Raw genomic sequence first — 15,968 nt, 5'->3', positions numbered from 1 at the left:
GAAACGCTGCGTGTGAGTCCGCCGGTGACGAAGCCCGTCCCGGCGGCGGTGACTCGGCGCGTGGTGCGGCGGGGCGACCAAATATTCAAGTCGGTCGCCGCCGCCGCCGGATCCACGATCGTGATCGCGATCGCGTTGATCGCGATATTTCTGTTGATTCGCGCTATCCCATCGCTGCAGGCCAATCACGCGAATTTCTTCACCAGCAACGAATTCGATACCAGCGACCCCGCGAAGCTGGCGTTTGGTATCCACGACTTGCTGATGGTCACCGTGCTGAGCGCGACCAGCGCACTGGTGGTGGCCGTGCCGGTAGCGATCGGCATCGCGGTCTTCCTCACCCAATATGCGCCGCCGCGGCTGGCCCGCCCGTTCGCCGCGATGGTCGATTTGTTGGCAGCGGTGCCGTCGATCATCTTCGGGCTGTGGGGAATATTCGTGCTGGCGCCCAAACTGGAGCCGTTGGCCGAATTTCTGAATCGCAACCTGGGGTGGATCTTTCTGTTCAAGCAGGGCAACGTGTCCTTGGCGGGCGGCGGGACGATCTTCACCGCCGGGATCGTGCTTTCGGTGATGATCTTGCCGATCATCACCTCGGTTTCACGAGAAGCCTTCCGCCAAACCCCGCGCATCCAGATGGAGGCGGCCCAAGCGCTCGGTGCCACCCGGTGGGAGGTGGTGCGGTTGACCGTGCTGCCCTACGGCCGCAGCGGTGTGGTCGCGGCCTCGATGCTGGGACTGGGCCGCGCGCTGGGCGAAACCGTTGCGGTGCTGATTATCTTGCGCGCAGGGGCCCGTCCCGGTAACTGGTCGTTGTTCGACGGCGGTTACACGTTTGCCTCGAAGATCGCCTCGGCGGCATCCGAATTCAGCGAGCCGCTGCCGACTGGGGCCTATATCTCGGCTGGGTTCGCGTTGTTCGTGATCACCTTCGTGGTCAACGCTGCCGCCCGTGCGGTCGCCGGCGGGGAGGTCAACGCATGAGCACCGAGACACTGCGTGGGCCGGTCAAAGCGTCGGTCGTCGAGCCGGTCGGTATGCGGCGCAAGATCAAAAACAACGTTGCGACAATGCTTTTCCTCACGTCGTTCGGTGTGGCGTTGGTGCCGCTGGTCTGGGTGCTCTGGGTGGTGATCGAGCGGGGAGGGTACGCCGTCACCCGGTCGCATTGGTGGACCCACTCGCTGCGCGGAGTGCTGCCGGAGGAGTTCGCCGGCGGGGTGTACCACGCGCTGTACGGGACGTTGGTGCAGGCCGGCGTGGCTTCCCTGCTGGCCGTACCGCTTGGTTTGATGACGGCGGTGTTCCTGGTGGAATACGGTTCGGGACGGTTGGCGCGGGTGACCACTTTCATGGTTGACGTGCTCGCCGGGGTGCCCTCGATCGTGGCGGCACTGTTCATCTTCAGCCTGTGGATCGCCACGTTGGGTTTCCAGCAGAGTGCCTTCGCCGTGGCGCTGGCGCTGGTCCTGCTGATGTTGCCGGTCGTGGTGCGGTCCACCGAGGAGATGCTGCGGTTGGTACCCGACGAACTTCGCGAGGCCAGTTACGCGTTGGGCGTGCCGAAATGGAAAACGATTGTGCGGATTGTCTTTCCGATCGCGATGCCGGGCGTCGTGTCGGGCATTCTGCTCGCCCTCGCGCGCGTCATCGGCGAAACCGCCCCAGTGCTGGTCTTGGTCGGTTACAGCCGGGCTATCAACCTCGATGTCTTCCACGGCAACATGGCGTCGCTGCCGCTGCTGATCTATACCGAGCTCACCAATCCGGAGCACGCGGGCTTCCTGCGGATCTGGGGCGCGGCGCTGACCTTGATCATTATCGTGGCCGCCATCAACCTCATTGCCGCGGGATTCCGCTTCTTGACCGGCCGACCGCGCGGAGAGAGTTTCACCCGGGCTTGACGGCGATCCTCACCGATCAGGATCGCGACGCCGCTTTGGCGGGCGACTTCTTGGCCGGCGCCTTCTTTGCGGCAGTCTTTTTGGCGGGCGCTTTCTTGGCGGCCGTCTTCTTCGCCGGTGCCTTCCCGTCGCTGGAGCGCGCCTTGACGCTGGCCTCCAGCTTGGCGAGCAGATCGGAGACATCTTCGGTCTCGTCCAATTCCTTGGGCTTCTCCTCGGTGGTAAACGCCTCTCCGCCTTCGAGTTTCGCGTCGACGAGTTCCTGTAGCTGCTCCTGGTAGGTGTCTCGGTAGCGGTCCGGATTGAAGTCCTCGGCCATCGACTCGACCACCTGCCCGGCCATCTTCAGCTCCGCGGGCTTGATCTCGACCTTCTTGTCCAGCACCGGAAAGTCGGGATCGCGAATCTCGTCCGGCCACAACAAGGTGTGGACCACCATGACGTCACGCTTGCCAAAGTCCTTGACCCGCAGGGCCGCAAGCCGGGTCTTGTTGCGCAGTGTGAAATGAACGATCGCCATGCGGTCCGTCTCGGCCAGTGTCTTGGCCAGCAGTACATACGATTTGGACGACTTGGAGTCCGGCTCGAGGAAGTAGCTGCGATCGAACATCATCGGGTCGACGTCGGCGGCAGGGACGAACTCCAGCACCTCGATTTCGCGGCTGCGTTCTTCGGGCAGCGTGGAGATGTCGTCGTCGGTGATGACCACCATCTGCCCGTCGTCGGATTCGTAGGCACGGGCGATGTCCCGGTATTCGACGACCTCGCCATCTAGCTCGCACACTCGCTGGTAGCGGATGCGGCCGTTGTCCTTGGCGTGCACCTGATGGAACTTGATGTCGTGGTCTTCGGTGGCGCTGTACACCTTGACCGGCACGTTGACGAGCCCGAACGCGATCGAACCCTTCCAGATGGAGCGCATGTTGTCAGTATGCCCATACCGCCGCCGGCAAAACAGCCCGACAGGCCCGTGAGCTGGGATTGAGCGGATTTCACCGGGGTCGCCGCGGGCCGGATCGCCCTGGGCCGCGGCTACCGATCATCGGCGAAAACGGCGAAACGTGTTGAGAGTCAATGCGGTCAGGCGGTCACCGGAAGGGCGTGTCCCCGCAGTAGTGGCGAACCTGATTGCCGCCGGCGCGTTTGGCCTCGTACATCGCGGCGTCTGACGTCCTGATCAGATCGTCGATCAGCTCCGTGGCCGGGGTAGGCGGGCCGGTGTGCAGCGGCGCGCTGGAGGTGCCGATGCTCGCGGTGATATCGAACGGGATGGCGGCTATCGCGTCGCAAATTCGTTCGGCCATTCTCGCGGGATCGGGTGTGGTCCTGACGTCGGCGACGACAAATTCCTCTCCACCGGCCCGGCCGATCACGGCGGTGGCGCGACAGCTCTGCTGAAGCGCCGCGGCGACCGCGACCAACGCCTGATCACCCGCGGCGTGGCCGTGCGTGTCGTTGAGCCGTTTGAAGTCGTCGAGATCGATGACCGCAACCACCAGATAGGAGCCCGCGGTGTTGCGGTGGGCCCGGATCAGTTCGTACGCCGAGTTGGTGAAGGAGCGCCGGTTGTGCAGGCCGGTAAGGGGGTCGCGACCGGAGCTTTGCAGATCGGTCCGCAGCGTATGCACCAACGACTGCATGCCCAACGGCACACCGATGTTGAGTCCTACCACCACGATCACCGAAGCGACGGTCAGCGCTACATCGCCGGTGCCCGCGATGATGCGATACGACAGAACCGCCACGCACGTTGCGGCCACGGCGAAGTTGGTCAGCACGTAGCCAAAGGCGTGGAAGTAGGCGATGTAGCCACCCAGCATCGAGAAAGTCGTGCAACACATCAATCCCACGTACGGGTTCGACAGCGTTAACAGCACCGCCGCGATGCCCGCCATGCCGATGAGCAACCAGCTGCTCGACTGACGTCGTGACGGCCAGCGTTTCAGCCGCAGGCCCGCGCCGACGATCCCCAGTGCCGATGCCGCGAGTGTCACCGTTCGGGTCACCGGTTCTGCGGGTCCGGCCGGGCTGCAGAGCATGATCAGCGGAAACGCGGTGAATGAGGCGATGAAGACCGCCGATATCCGGCGCCACGGTGTCAGAAGGCCATGACCGTCCAGGTAGGCAGTGATCCAGTCGAACTGGTCTGGCTGCTTTGCCACGGAACTCGCCATACCTCCCGGTGTTCGCCAACCCTCACCAGCGCCGACTCAAAGGCAATGCGCTGCGGCCTGACGAGCCGACTCTACGCTCGAATTCGACCGGGCTAGAAAGCGATTGAGCGCAGGGCGGCACGGTCGGGTAAATCAGCGCCGGCGCGGCCGACGGTCAGTGCCGACACCAACCCTGCCGCCTCGCATGCCGCGGTCAATTCGTCGAGCTGGATTTTGGCCAGAGCGGCCCGTCGCCGGCCGCCCAGTAGGTCCATTTCCCAGAGTGCATCGAGCAGGCCGACCATGAAAGCGTCGCCGGCGCCGATGGTGTCGACCACTTCGGCTTGCTTGGCGGCCACGTGTGCCTCACCGGCCGCGCAGAAGGCCCGCGAACCGTTTTCACCCATCGTCACCGCCACGATCGCGGGCCCCAGTGCCAGCCAGCCGCGGGCCGTATACCGCGGCTCGCGGTCGGGATCGACCCAGCGTAGATCCTCGTCGCTGACCTTGACGATATCGCTGCGTGCGACGAGATGCTCGATGCGTTGCCGCGCCAGATCCCGGTTCGTGATCAGCGACGGCCGGACGTTGGGATCCAGCGTGATCGTGGCCGACAACCGGTAGGCGTCGAGCAGCGCCGCGACCGCCAAGCCCCCCGGCTCGCGCACCGCCGCGATCGACCCGGTGTGCACGAACAACGGCGGTGGAACTTCGGGTGTGCCGCAGAGCTGCCAGTCCAGATCGAAGGTGTAGGTGGCAGATCCGTCCTCGGCGATCGTCGCCGTCGCGGTCGGTGTGCGACCGGCAGTCATACTTCCCGGAACCAGTTGTGCGCCAGAAGAATTGATGTAGTCCGCGATCCGTCGCCCACGCGAGTCCCCGGCGATGTGGGTCAGGAAGTCGACGTCGCGGCCCAGGCGGCCGAGTCCGACGGCGACGTTGAGCGGACTGCCGCCGACATGTTCGCCACCTTCGACGATATCGATCAGCGACTCGCCGATCACCAGGCCCCTCATTGCACCAGCGCTTCCAATGTCGCGCGAGCTCCCTTGCCGTGCAACGAATCCAGCGCCCAGCGGTATGCCTCGACAAACCGATGCTGATGGGACAGGTCGGCGAATACCGCGGTGATTTCAAGGAACGCGCATGCGTTTTCGCGATGCGACCGGGCAATCGGGACGAGCGAATCCGACAGCTGGTCGAGCACCTCGTACGGCTCGCCCCACTCGTCGACGCCTTCCGCGTAACGGGCCCAACTGGCCACGGCCGCCGACGCCATCTGAATCGGACCATCGTTGGCCAGGTTGTCGCGGATGACGGGGAACAGCCATTTCGGTATGCGGTCCGACGAGTAGGCGCACAACCGGGCTACGGTGTCGCGCACCGCGGGGTTGGCGAACCGCTCGATCAGGGTGCGTCCGTAGTCATGCAGATCGATCCCGGGCACCGCCGGCAGTGTCGGGATGGCCTCGGTGTCGAAGTAGGCAAGCAAGTACTTGGCGAACAGCGGATCCTGCGCCGCTTCGTGCACGAACTCGAAGCCGCAGAGATGGGCGAAGTAGCACAGGCACTGATGCCCCGCGTTGAGCAACCGCAGCTTCATCAGCTCGTACGGGCGCACATCGTCGACCATTAACACGCCCGCCTTCTCCAGGGGCGGCCGGCCATCGGTGAAGTCGTCCTCCAGCACCCAGGCGGTGAACGGCTCGGCCACGACCGGCCACCGGTCGTTGACGCCGAAGTCGCGCCGCACTTCCGCGGCCATCTCCAAAGTCGTTGCCGGAGTGATGCGATCGACCATCGAACTCGGAAACCGGGTGTGCTCGGCGACCCACGCCGCCAGCTCGGGGTCGATGCGTTCAGCACTTGCGAGCACCGTACGCCGGGCGACCTCCCCGTTGTTCTCGATGTTGTCGCAGGACACGATCGTCGGCGCGGGGAGTCCTCGATCGCGGCGCCGGGCGAGCGCCCGGGTGATCAAGGTGAACGCGGGCCCGTCGGGATCGCGGTACCCACCTTCGGTGATCGTCAGCGAAATGATCCGGGTGGACGGCGCGGCAAGCACCTCCAGCGCCGACTCCGGATCATCGGGGGCATAGCGGTAATCGACGATTGAGCCGATCACTTGGGCATCCCGGCTGCCGTCGGGGTTCTCCAAGATCAGCGTGTACAGCCCGTCCTGATCGGTCAGGACATCGCGCATGGTCCAGTCGGCGGGCATCACACCCACCCCGCAGATACCCCAGTCGTGCGCCAGGCCCTGCTGCTGCAGCAAGTTGATGTACGCCGCCTGATGCGCCCGATGGAAGTGACCGGCGCCGATGTGCGCGATACCGACGGTGACGCGGTCGCGGTCGTATTTCGGCGCGTCGATCGGCAGTCGGGAGAGCGACGCATTGCTCAGATTGATTGCGCTGGCCATCGTTGGCCACCTCCTCCCCGGGCCACCGCCCGGATCGCTACTGCGGGGGCCGTCGCCCCCCTACGCGAGCGGGGAACCTCCGGCCGGCACCGCCGACAGCAGCAGGAAATCGGCCAGCGCACGCCACGACTCGGTGATCGCGACTGCGCCGGCGTTGATCAATTCCGCACGGCGGCAATCCCGTTCGTCAGGTAGTAGAAACATCAGGTTACCGACGGTGGGGTAGCCCGCTGCCACCGCGGAAGAAACGCCTGCCACGGAGTCTTCGATGGCGAGACCCTGTTCGGGTGCGACGCCCAGCGTCTGGCCGGCATGCAGGTACACCGCCGGGTCGGGTTTGCTGGTCGGCACCGGAAGCGAATCCTCCGCGCTGAAGGTCACCGACTCCGATATCAGCGCATCGAGGCCGGTGGCAGCGAAGCAGGCGCCCAGCCGCGTGGTGGCACTCGAGCTGACCGCCGCGAGGGCGTAATGCGCCGCGAGGTCGCGCAAGGGTTCGAGCACCTGCGGATCGGGTGTCAGGGTGAGAGCCAGATGAGCGGTGACTCGTTCACGCTCCTCGCGCACCCACCCCTCGAGTTCGTCGACCGACAACGCGTTGCCGCCGGCCAAGTCGCCGTCCGAGGCGACCAGCGCCGCGGGACGGCCCTGGGCCAGCGTCTGCTCGAGCGGGACGTCGCACTGCACCGCCAGGTCGAGCGCGGTGGTTCGGAAGTTCTTCCCGACCGCCCGCTTGCGCAACTCCTCCGCGCTGAGCGGGGCTGTTACGCCGAACCTGGCCAGGAAACGATTCACCACCTCGGTTGATGCTTCGAACGCAGGTCGCTCCGAAGCAAACAAGTTGTCGTCGGCGTCGCAGAGCAAGGTCGTTACCGGTGCCGGTTCGAAGCTGTGCACCAGCGTCAGTCCGCCGTTCATCGCGACACCAACTCCCGCTCGTCCGCGCGCATCGCGTCCCGCAGCGTGGGCACCACACCGCGCTCGTCGATATCGGCGATCATCTCGCCCAGGCGCTCGGCAAAACCGGGAACCCGGCGCACCTCGGCGAACATTTCATGGCCCAGCAGCGGATCGGGGTTGTTGCTCGCCATGTTGGCCAACCTAGCCACCGGAATCGCCTGCGAGTCCTCGAGGCTGATTTTGCGCCCGTCGAGGTCGTGGCCGCGCATGTAGCGAGCCCACCCGGCAACAGCCAACGTCAGCAGCGTGTGCGGCCTGCCCTGCGCAATCGCCTCCTCCAGTGAGGGCATCACAAACTGGGCGATCTTGCTGGTTCCCCGTCGAGCCAGCCGCGACAACTGATCGCTCATTCGGGGATTGCTCAGCCGATCGAGCAAAGTGGCCCGGTAGTCGGGGGTGTTCATCCCGGGGACGGCGGGCAGCAGCGGTTGAATCTCGTCACGCAGCAGCTTCTCGACGTAGCCGAAAATCACCCGATCCCGCATCGCCTCGTCGGTGCGCCGGTACCCGGCCAGGGTGGCCAGACACCCGAGCGCGATGTGGGATCCGTTGAGCAGGCGGGTCTTGATCAGCTTGTGGTCGCGAACGTCGGCCACGAATTCGGCACCGACGAGGTCCAGCGGCGGACGCCAATTGCAGAACGAGTCCTCGATCACCCATTGGCGATACGGCTCGGTCACGACCGGCAGTTTGTCGGCCACGCCGAAGGTCTGCTCGACGAACTTGCACTCCGAATCGGAGGTCTGCGGGGTGATGCGGTCGACCATCGTCGACGGGTACGCGACATACGTGTCGATCCAGCGCGCGAGCGCGGGGTCCGTCAAGGCGGCGAACGACACCAGCGCGGTTCGCGCCGGCTGGCTATCGCCGGGAATGTTGTCGCAACAGAGCACGGTGAACGGTGCGACGCCCGCGCGGCGGCGACGGTCGAGAGCTTCGGCCAGATAGCCCCACGCGGTGGCGTACCCGTCGGACGCGACCAGGTCGGCGCGCACGTCGGGGTGCTCGGCGTCGAACTCGTCGGTGACCGGGTTGAGGAAGTATCCGTTGTTGGTGATGGTCAGGCTGACGATGCGGGTTTGCGGGTCGGCCAGGGCGGCGCGGACTGCCGCGCCGTCATTCGGTGCGTAGTGGACGGAGCCGATCGAGCCGACCACGCGGGCATTCTGGCGGTCGTGGCCGCGCTGTACGACCGTGTACAGCCCATCCTGCGCCGAAAGCAGGTCTTTGGCGTTTGGGGAGTTCAGGCTGACGCCGGTCACGCCCCACCTGTCGGAAATGCCTGAGCGGGCGAGGTCGTCGAAATAGACGGCCTGGTGTGCGCGGTGGAAGTTGCCCGCACCGATGTGAACCACACCACGCTGCAGCGCCGACCTATCGTAGGTGGGCACGTCAACGCGCTGCGAATGCAGTTGTAAGGTCGCGTCGCTTAGCGGGACGCCGCTTTTTCGACGCCAGGGCGCAGTGACATCAAACATTGTCCATCTGTGCCCGAGGCGACCACGGGTCTAATCGCTCCGTGGTTGATGTCACAAAGAAATCGACGACACCGAGCCATAATCGGCGGTCAGCGGAGTTAACAACGCAGAAACGCGTAGGTTGACTCTCATGGCACTGAGGGTGAAGCTGACGAACCCCGATAAGGTGCTTTACCCCGCGACCGGCACCACCAAGTCCGACGTTTTCGACTACTACACCGGCATCGCGGAGGTGATGCTGCCGCATATCGCCGGACGTGCGGCCACCCGTAAGCGGTGGCCCAATGGTGTTGAGCAGTCATCGTTTTTCGAAAAGCAGTTGGCTGCCTCGGCTCCGGAGTGGCTGCCGCGCGCCAGTATTTCGCACCGGTCCGGGACGACGACGTATCCGATCATCGACAGTGTCGACGGGCTGGCCTGGATCGCGCAGCAGGCGGCGCTGGAAGTCCACGTGCCGCAGTGGAGGTTCGTTGCGCAGTGGACCCGCAGTAAGGCCGAAGAACTCAAGCCCGGTCCCGCAACACGATTGGTGTTCGACCTGGACCCGGGCGAGGGCGTCACGATGGCGCAGCTGGCCAAGGTGGCCCGCGCCGTCCGCGACCTGATCGCTGACATCGGGCTGACGACCTTTCCGCTCACCAGCGGCAGCAAAGGACTGCACCTCTACGCGCCACTGGAGAAGCCGGTGAGCAGCCGCGGCGCCTCGGTGCTGGCCAAACGTGTTGCCCAGCAATTGGAAACCGCCATGCCCAAGCTGGTCACGTCGACGATGACGAAGAGTCTGCGGGACGGCAAGATCTTCCTGGACTGGAGCCAGAACAACGGCGCAAAGACCACCATCGCGCCGTACTCGTTGCGGGGCCGCGAACATCCCACGGTCGCGGCACCGCGCACCTGGGACGAACTTGACGACCCGGGCTTGGGGCAGCTGCGTTACGACGAGGTGCTGGCCCGCGTCGCCCGCGACGGAGATCTGCTGGCGGCACTGGACGCCGACGCTCCCGTCGCGGACCGGCTGAGCAAGTACCGCAGCATGCGCGACGCGGCCAAGACGCCGGAGCCCGTTCCTCACGCTAAACCCACTGCGGGACAGGGAAATACATTCGTCATCCAGGAACACCATGCCCGCCGGCTACATTACGATTTCCGGCTGGAACGTGACGGCGTGCTGGTGTCGTGGGCTGTGCCGAAAAATCTGCCCGACACCACATCGGTGAACCATCTCGCGGTGCACACCGAGGACCACCCGCTGGAATACGGCAGCTTCGAGGGCGCCATCCCGAAGGGCGAGTACGGCGCCGGCAAGGTGATCATCTGGGACGCCGGCACCTACGAGGCCGAGAAGTTCAATGACTCCGCCGAAAAAGGTGAAGTCATCGTCAACCTGCACGGTAGCCGAATATCCGGTCGCTACGCGCTGATTCAAACCAACGGCGACCAATGGCTGGCACACCGGATGAAGGACCAGCAGGTATTCGACTTCGACGGGATAGCGCCCATGCTCGCCACTCACGGCTCCGTCGCGGCGTGCAAGGCGGGCCAGTGGGCGTTTGAAGGCAAATGGGACGGCTACCGACTGCTGGTCGAAATCGACCACGGCACCCTGCGGGTCCGGTCCCGGCGCGGCCGCGAGGTCACCGACGAATATCCCCATTTACGTTCGCTGGCAAAAGATCTGGCCGATCATCATGTCGTGCTCGACGGCGAAGCCGTGGTCTTGGACGCCGGTGGGGTGCCGAGCTTTCACGCGATGCAGAACCGCGGCCGGGGTAGCCGCGTGGAATTCTGGGCCTTCGATGTGCTGTATCTCGACGGGCGTTCCCTGCTGCGGGCCCGCTATCGAGACCGCCGAAAGTTATTGGAAACACTGGGAAGTGGCAGTGAACTCATCGTCCCCGAGTTGCTGCCGGGTGACGGCAAGCAGGCGCTCGAGCATTCCGGCAAGCGTGGGTGGGAGGGTGTGGTCGCCAAGAAGCGCGACTCCACCTACCAGCCGGGCCGACGCTCGGCGTCCTGGATCAAGGACAAGCATTGGAACACCCAGGAGGTCGTCATCGGCGGCTGGAAGGCCGGGGAGGGCGGGCGTAGCAGCGGCATCGGCTCGCTGCTCATGGGCATTCCGGTCGACGGCGGCCTGCACTTCGCGGGTCGCGTCGGTACCGGGTTCACCGAGCGTGACCTGGCGAACCTGAAGAAGACCCTGGCGCCGCTGCACACTGACCAATCTCCCTTCACCCCAACGCTTCCCCGCAGCGAGGCCCGCGGCGTGACCTACGTCGAGCCGGTCCTGGTCGGTGAGGTGCGCTACAGCGAATGGACCCCGGACAACCGGCTGCGCCAATCGAGTTGGCGCGGGCTGAGGCCGGACAAGGAACCAAGTGAGGTGGTACGCGAATGAAATGGCTGACCTACCGCGATGCCGGCGGGCAGCGGGCCGGTGTGCTGTCCGGCGACGAGATCCATGCTGCTCCACCGGGGGTGACCCTGCTGGACCTGGTCGGTCGCGGGGAAGACGGCCTGCGGCAGGCCGGCGAGGAGGCGTTGCGGTGCGGCGCCGCCGCGCGGCTCGACGATGTGACATTGCTGGCGCCCATCCCGAACCCGCCGTCGATCCGTGACTCGCTGTGCTTCCTGGACCATATGCGCAATTGCCAGGCGGCCCTGGGTGCCGGGCGTGAACTCGGCGATACCTGGTATCGCATACCGGCCTTCTATTTCGCTTGTCCGGCAACAGTTCTGGGGCCTTACGACGATGCGCCGATGGCGCCCGGAAGTGCCTGGCAGGACTTCGAATTGGAGATTGCCGTGGTCATCGGGACCGGCGGTAAGGACCTGACCGTCGACGAGGCGGAGCGGGCCATCATCGGTTACACGATCTTCAACGACTGGTCCGCGCGCGACCTGCAGCAGTTGGAGAGCCAACTGGCGATCGGGCAGGGCAAGGGCAAAGACAGCGGAGTCACGCTGGGCCCCTACCTCGTGACACCCGATGAGCTCGAGCGGTATCGCCAAGGCGGCAAGCTCGACCTGCAGGTCACCGCGCTGGTCAACGACGACGTGATCGGCTCCGGCTCGACGGCCCAAATGGATTGGAGCTTCGGCGAAGTCATCTCCTACGTCTCACGCGGTGTAGCGCTCATGCCCGGTGACGTCATCGGCTCCGGTACGGTGCCCACCTGCACGCTGGTCGAGCATCTCAGCCTGGCCGATCTGGAATCCTTCCCGGGCTGGCTGCGTGACGGTGACGTCGTCGCGCTGCGGGTGCAGGGTTTGGGGGAGACGCGCCAGACCGTTCGGGCCAGCATCCCGCCCCACCCGTTGGCTCCCCGGCCCAATCCGGCAGCCGCGCCCGCGCCGAACCGGGTCAACCGGGCGCCGGCGCGGGTGCCCTACACCCGCGGGCTGCACGAGGTCGGTGATCGGGTGTGGGCGTGGACATTGCCGGACGGGGGCTACGGCTGGAGCAACGCCGGTCTGGTCAGCGGTGACGGCGCTTCACTATTGGTCGACACCCTCTTCGACCTGGCGTTGACCCGCGAAATGCTGACGGCCATGGGCCCACTCACCGAGCGGGCGCCGATCACCGACGCGCTGATCACCCACTCCAACGGCGACCACACCCACGGCAACCAACTGCTCGACGCGTCGGTGCGGATCATCGCCGCGCAGGGCACGGCCGACGAGATCGAGCACGGGATGGCACCCGCCATGCTGGCCATGGTGCAGACCGCCAATCTCGGACCCGTGGCGACGCCGTACACGCGAGACCGGTTCGGGCCCTTCGACTTCAGTGGCATCCAGGTGCGCAACGCCGACCAGACCTTCGAGCGTGAGCTGTCCATCGAGGTCGGCGGCCGGCGGATCGAGCTGCTGAATCTGGGTCCGGCGCACACCGCGGCGGACTCCGTGGTGCATGTGCCCGACGCCGGGGTGCTGTTCGGTGGCGATCTGCTGTTCATCGGCTGCACCCCGATCGTGTGGGCGGGCCCGATCGACAACTGGATCGCGGCCTGCGATGCGATGATCGCGCTGGACGCCGCGACGGTGGTACCCGGGCACGGTCCGGTGACGGACCCGGATGGGATCCGTGCTGTCCGTGGCTATCTCGTGCACGTTGCCGATCAGGCCAAGGCCGCACATGACAGGGGTCTGTCGTGGGCCCAGGCCGCGGACACCATCGATCTCGGCGAGTACGCTACCTGGCTGGACGCCGAGCGAGTGGTAGTCAACGTCTACCAGTGCTATCGCGAACTCGACCCGGACACACCGCAATTGGAGACGATGGCGTTGCTGGTGATGCAGGCCGAATGGTTGGCCAAACGCTCTTAGCCGCGAGACTGTAACTGGCGACGCGTATCCCGGGAGCGGCCGTCGGTAGTTACAGTCTCGCGGCCTAACGCGTGGCTGTCACGAAGCCGATGTGCCTGTTCGGCGGATAACGGCGTCGCATACGGTTTCGCTATGCCTGCCGTGGAATTGGAAACTCTCGAGGACAACATCGCCTGTATCACCCTGAACCGCCCGCAGCGCCTCAACGCGATTGACGGGTCGTTGATCGACGGCGTAGACGCCGCCTTGGACGTGCTCAACAGCGGTCAGTACCGGGTCGCGATCATCACCGGTGCCGGACGCGGATTCTGCGCCGGCGCCGATTTGAGCGGCACCGGCCAGCCCTGGACCAGGCCCGCCGGCCCGGAAACTCCGGCGTTCAAGGTCAACTACGACGCGCAGGTGCGGCTGGCCGGCCTCTACACCCGGATCTACGAACTGAACATCCCCGTGATCGCGGCGGTCAACGGCGTCGCGGTCGGCGGCGGCCTGGCGTTCACGTTGGTCAGCGACATCCGGGTGGCGTCGCAGCAGGCCCGCTTCGGGTCGGTGTTCATCAAGGCCGGCTTCTCCTCGATGGACATGGGCACCAGTTACCTGCTGCCGAAAATCGTCGGTGCGGGCGTGGCGCGCGAGCTGATGCTGACCGGCCGGATCATCGACGCCGACGAGGCTTACCGCATCAAGCTGGTGCACGAGGTGGTCGCGCCGGACGACCTGATGCCTGCGGCGTTGCGCAAGGCCCGCGAGATCGCCGCGAATAACGCTTATGGCGTGTGGCAGACCAAGATTGGGTTGAACGCCGCGCTGGACGCCCCCAGTCTGCGGCACGCCATCGAGATCGAGAACCGCACTCAGATCCTCAGCGGCTTCACGAACAACCCGGTCGAGGCCGCCAAGGCGCACATGGAGAAGCGGGCTCCGCACTGGGATCCGCTGTGACGGTCAGACCTTCGCGATGACGTTCTCCGCGAACCACTCCAGGTTGCGGATCTTGTCTTCGAGCGGCTCGGTGTCGGTTCCCATGATGTAAGGGATGCGGAACCCGACGATGGCGTCGGTGACGCCCTTGTCCTCCAGTCGCTTGACGCCGTCCACGGTGAAACCGTCGGCCGAGATCACGTGAATCTGGAACGGGCCCGTCTTGCCCGCCTCCTCGCGGTACCGCTTGAGCTTGGCGAGCAGCGCGTCCAGTTCCTCCGGGTCACCGCCGCCGTGCATCCAGCCGTCCAGCCGCGCGGCGCGTTTCAGCGCGGCGTCGGCGTGCCCGCCGATCAGGATCGGGATCGGCTCGGTGGGAGCCGGTGTCATCTTCGTCTTGGGGATGTCGTAGAACTCGCCGTGGAATTCGAAGTAATCGCCTGAGGTGAGGCCCTGGATGATCTCGATGCACTCGTCCATGCGCTTGCCGCGCTTGGCGAACGGGACACCCAACAGCTCGTAGTCCTCGACCCAGGGGCTGGTGCCCACCCCGAAGCCGACCCGGTTGTTGGTCAGCGCGGCCAGCGATCCGATCTGCTTGGCCACCAGCGCCGGCGGCCGGATGGGCAGCTTGAGGACGAAGAAGTTGAAGTGCAGCTTCGTCGTCACCGCGCCCAATGCCCCTGTCAGCACGAAGGTTTCGATGAACTCCTTGCCGTCCAGAAATTCGCGATTGCCGTCGGGCGTATACGGATACTTCGAGTCGGACTCGAAGGGGTAGGCGATGCTGTCGGCGATCGTCATCGCGTGGTACCCGGCCGCCTCAGCGGCCTGGGCCAGCGGGATGTAGTACCGGTAGTCGGTCATCGCCTCTGCGTAGGTGAACCGCACGTCATCCGCCTTCCTTGTGGGGGCCGTCACACGACACTAGAACGTGTTCTAGTTTGGCTTGCGGGCGGGGTCCTACACAACGGGATGGAGCGACCCGGCTACAGCTGATTCTCGGGGCCGATAACGGCCCAGACCGTCTTGCCCGACGCCGTCGGCGTGCTGCCCCAGGCGCGCGACAGCGCGTCGACGATCGCCAGCCCCGACACATCGATGCCTTTGTCCGGCGACGGCAGCCGCACGGCCGCCGAAGTGCTCTCGTCGGATACCGCGATCGTCGCGGTTTCGCCGTCGGTCTCGATCCGCATCTTCGGAACGCTGCCGGTGTGTTCGAGCACGTTTTCCACGAACACGTTGACGACGACCAGCGCGACTGGGATCAGCCCGGATTGCTTCCATTCGGTCAGCCACTCGCGGACCAGCCGGCGTGATTCGCGCAGACTGGTCAGGTTCGCGGGCAACACGGAATCGGCCCGCTGGATGGTCTGACGGGTGAGCTTGCCGAGCGCTTTGATAGCCGCCTTTTCCGTCGAGTAGACCGGCATGAAGCGCGCAACCTCGCTGCGGGTGAGCGCATCGCGGGTCGTGCGCTGCGCGCTGACCAGCACAATCGGAACCCTTGTCTGAGTGCCCAGCTGCAAGTGGGCACTGATGAAGGCCGACCATGCCGACTCCGCGGGCACCTTGAGTTCGCTGATGTTGACGATGACGGCCGTCGGCTCGTCCAGCGTTGCCTTTGAGATGCTCTCGCGCAGCGCCCCGAAGTTGCTGGCGTCAAGCACGCCGCCGACGGTCAGGACGGCGATCGAGTCTTCCGTCCGAGTCGCAACGGCCAGCGAGCTCGGCGACTCAGCTACCGCACTCACGAGAGGCACTCCTTTCCGTCTAGGACATTATCCCTGCTTATCGCGCT

At 65.4% G+C, this 15,968-nt stretch carries 13 protein-coding genes; 5 read left to right on the top strand and 8 right to left on the bottom strand.

Annotated features, from left to right (window positions below; all coding sequences use genetic code 11):
- Positions 1-24 precede the first annotated feature (24 nt).
- Positions 25-984, top strand: coding sequence for a phosphate ABC transporter permease subunit PstC (gene pstC, locus MAAFP003_RS22760; protein ID WP_165796472.1), 960 nt, complete (start codon positions 25-27; stop codon positions 982-984).
- Positions 981-1,904, top strand: a complete 924-nt coding sequence (pstA, locus tag MAAFP003_RS22755; RefSeq protein WP_096289947.1) for a phosphate ABC transporter permease PstA — start codon at positions 981-983, stop codon at positions 1,902-1,904. Before pstC ends, pstA begins: the two co-directional genes overlap by 4 nt.
- A 16-nt stretch (positions 1,905-1,920) precedes the next feature.
- Here pstA and ku read toward each other — a convergent pair whose 3' ends face one another.
- From ku to MAAFP003_RS22725, 6 genes are all read right to left on the bottom strand, one after another.
- Positions 1,921-2,826 (bottom strand): non-homologous end joining protein Ku, encoded by a 906-nt coding sequence (gene ku, locus MAAFP003_RS22750; RefSeq protein WP_096289946.1) that lies wholly within the window; start codon positions 2,824-2,826, stop codon positions 1,921-1,923.
- Positions 2,827-2,992: 166 nt separating this feature from the next.
- Positions 2,993-4,066: a GGDEF domain-containing protein gene (locus tag MAAFP003_RS22745; RefSeq protein ID WP_243394178.1), complete on the bottom strand. Its 1,074-nt coding sequence runs from the start codon at positions 4,064-4,066 to the stop codon at positions 2,993-2,995.
- A 104-nt stretch (positions 4,067-4,170) separates the two neighbouring features.
- A complete protein-coding gene (locus MAAFP003_RS22740; protein ID WP_096289944.1) occupies positions 4,171-5,073 on the bottom strand; it encodes a carbohydrate kinase family protein in 903 nt (300 codons plus the stop codon).
- Complete coding sequence (locus MAAFP003_RS22735; RefSeq protein WP_096289943.1) at positions 5,070-6,479, bottom strand: mannitol dehydrogenase family protein; 1,410 nt, start codon at positions 6,477-6,479, stop codon at positions 5,070-5,072. Before MAAFP003_RS22735 ends, MAAFP003_RS22740 begins: the two co-directional genes overlap by 4 nt.
- Positions 6,480-6,539: 60 nt before the next feature.
- Complete coding sequence (locus tag MAAFP003_RS22730; RefSeq protein WP_096289942.1) at positions 6,540-7,397, bottom strand: HAD family hydrolase; 858 nt, start codon at positions 7,395-7,397, stop codon at positions 6,540-6,542.
- Complete coding sequence (locus MAAFP003_RS22725; protein ID WP_096289941.1) at positions 7,394-8,917, bottom strand: mannitol dehydrogenase family protein; 1,524 nt, start codon at positions 8,915-8,917, stop codon at positions 7,394-7,396. Before MAAFP003_RS22725 ends, MAAFP003_RS22730 begins: the two co-directional genes overlap by 4 nt.
- 130 nt (positions 8,918-9,047) lie before the next feature.
- On the opposite strand from MAAFP003_RS22725, the gene MAAFP003_RS22720 reads away from it, so the two are divergent.
- The 3 genes from MAAFP003_RS22720 to MAAFP003_RS22710 all read left to right on the top strand — a co-directional run bounded on the left by MAAFP003_RS22720 (position 9,048) and on the right by MAAFP003_RS22710 (position 14,188).
- On the top strand, positions 9,048-11,315 hold the full coding sequence (locus tag MAAFP003_RS22720; protein ID WP_096289940.1) for an ATP-dependent DNA ligase: 2,268 nt from the start codon (positions 9,048-9,050) through the stop codon (positions 11,313-11,315).
- Complete coding sequence (locus MAAFP003_RS22715; protein WP_096289939.1) at positions 11,312-13,246, top strand: fumarylacetoacetate hydrolase family protein; 1,935 nt, start codon at positions 11,312-11,314, stop codon at positions 13,244-13,246. Before MAAFP003_RS22720 ends, MAAFP003_RS22715 begins: the two co-directional genes overlap by 4 nt.
- 141 nt (positions 13,247-13,387) lie before the next feature.
- Positions 13,388-14,188, top strand: coding sequence for an enoyl-CoA hydratase/isomerase family protein (locus MAAFP003_RS22710; RefSeq protein WP_207768624.1), 801 nt, complete (start codon positions 13,388-13,390; stop codon positions 14,186-14,188).
- Between the two features lie 3 nt (positions 14,189-14,191).
- On the opposite strand, the gene MAAFP003_RS22705 is transcribed toward MAAFP003_RS22710, so the two are convergent.
- Positions 14,192-15,058: an LLM class flavin-dependent oxidoreductase gene (locus MAAFP003_RS22705; RefSeq protein ID WP_096289937.1), complete on the bottom strand. Its 867-nt coding sequence runs from the start codon at positions 15,056-15,058 to the stop codon at positions 14,192-14,194.
- Between the two features lie 98 nt (positions 15,059-15,156).
- Positions 15,157-15,930, bottom strand: a complete 774-nt coding sequence (locus MAAFP003_RS22700) for an STAS domain-containing protein (protein ID WP_243394176.1) — start codon at positions 15,928-15,930, stop codon at positions 15,157-15,159.
- Positions 15,931-15,968: the final 38 nt, after the last annotated feature.

The sequence above is a fragment of the Mycobacterium ahvazicum genome (genome assembly GCF_900176255.2).
Lineage (GTDB): Bacteria > Actinomycetota > Actinomycetes > Mycobacteriales > Mycobacteriaceae > Mycobacterium > Mycobacterium ahvazicum.
The sequence above is the reverse complement of the archived record's forward strand: the minus strand, read 5'-3'. Positions and strand labels throughout refer to the sequence as shown.

Coding starts and splice junctions, on each gene's coding strand:
- pstA (WP_096289947.1), top strand. CDS start 981: ATGAGCACCGAGACACTGCGTGGGCCGGTCAAAGCGTCGGTCGTCGAG.
- MAAFP003_RS22730 (WP_096289942.1), bottom strand. CDS start 7,397: ATGAACGGCGGACTGACGCTGGTGCACAGCTTCGAACCGGCACCGGTA.
- MAAFP003_RS22725 (WP_096289941.1), bottom strand. CDS start 8,917: ATGTTTGATGTCACTGCGCCCTGGCGTCGAAAAAGCGGCGTCCCGCTA.
- MAAFP003_RS22740 (WP_096289944.1), bottom strand. CDS start 5,073: ATGAGGGGCCTGGTGATCGGCGAGTCGCTGATCGATATCGTCGAAGGT.
- MAAFP003_RS22715 (WP_096289939.1), top strand. CDS start 11,312: ATGAAATGGCTGACCTACCGCGATGCCGGCGGGCAGCGGGCCGGTGTG.
- MAAFP003_RS22720 (WP_096289940.1), top strand. CDS start 9,048: ATGGCACTGAGGGTGAAGCTGACGAACCCCGATAAGGTGCTTTACCCC.
- MAAFP003_RS22735 (WP_096289943.1), bottom strand. CDS start 6,479: ATGGCCAGCGCAATCAATCTGAGCAATGCGTCGCTCTCCCGACTGCCG.
- ku (WP_096289946.1), bottom strand. CDS start 2,826: ATGCGCTCCATCTGGAAGGGTTCGATCGCGTTCGGGCTCGTCAACGTG.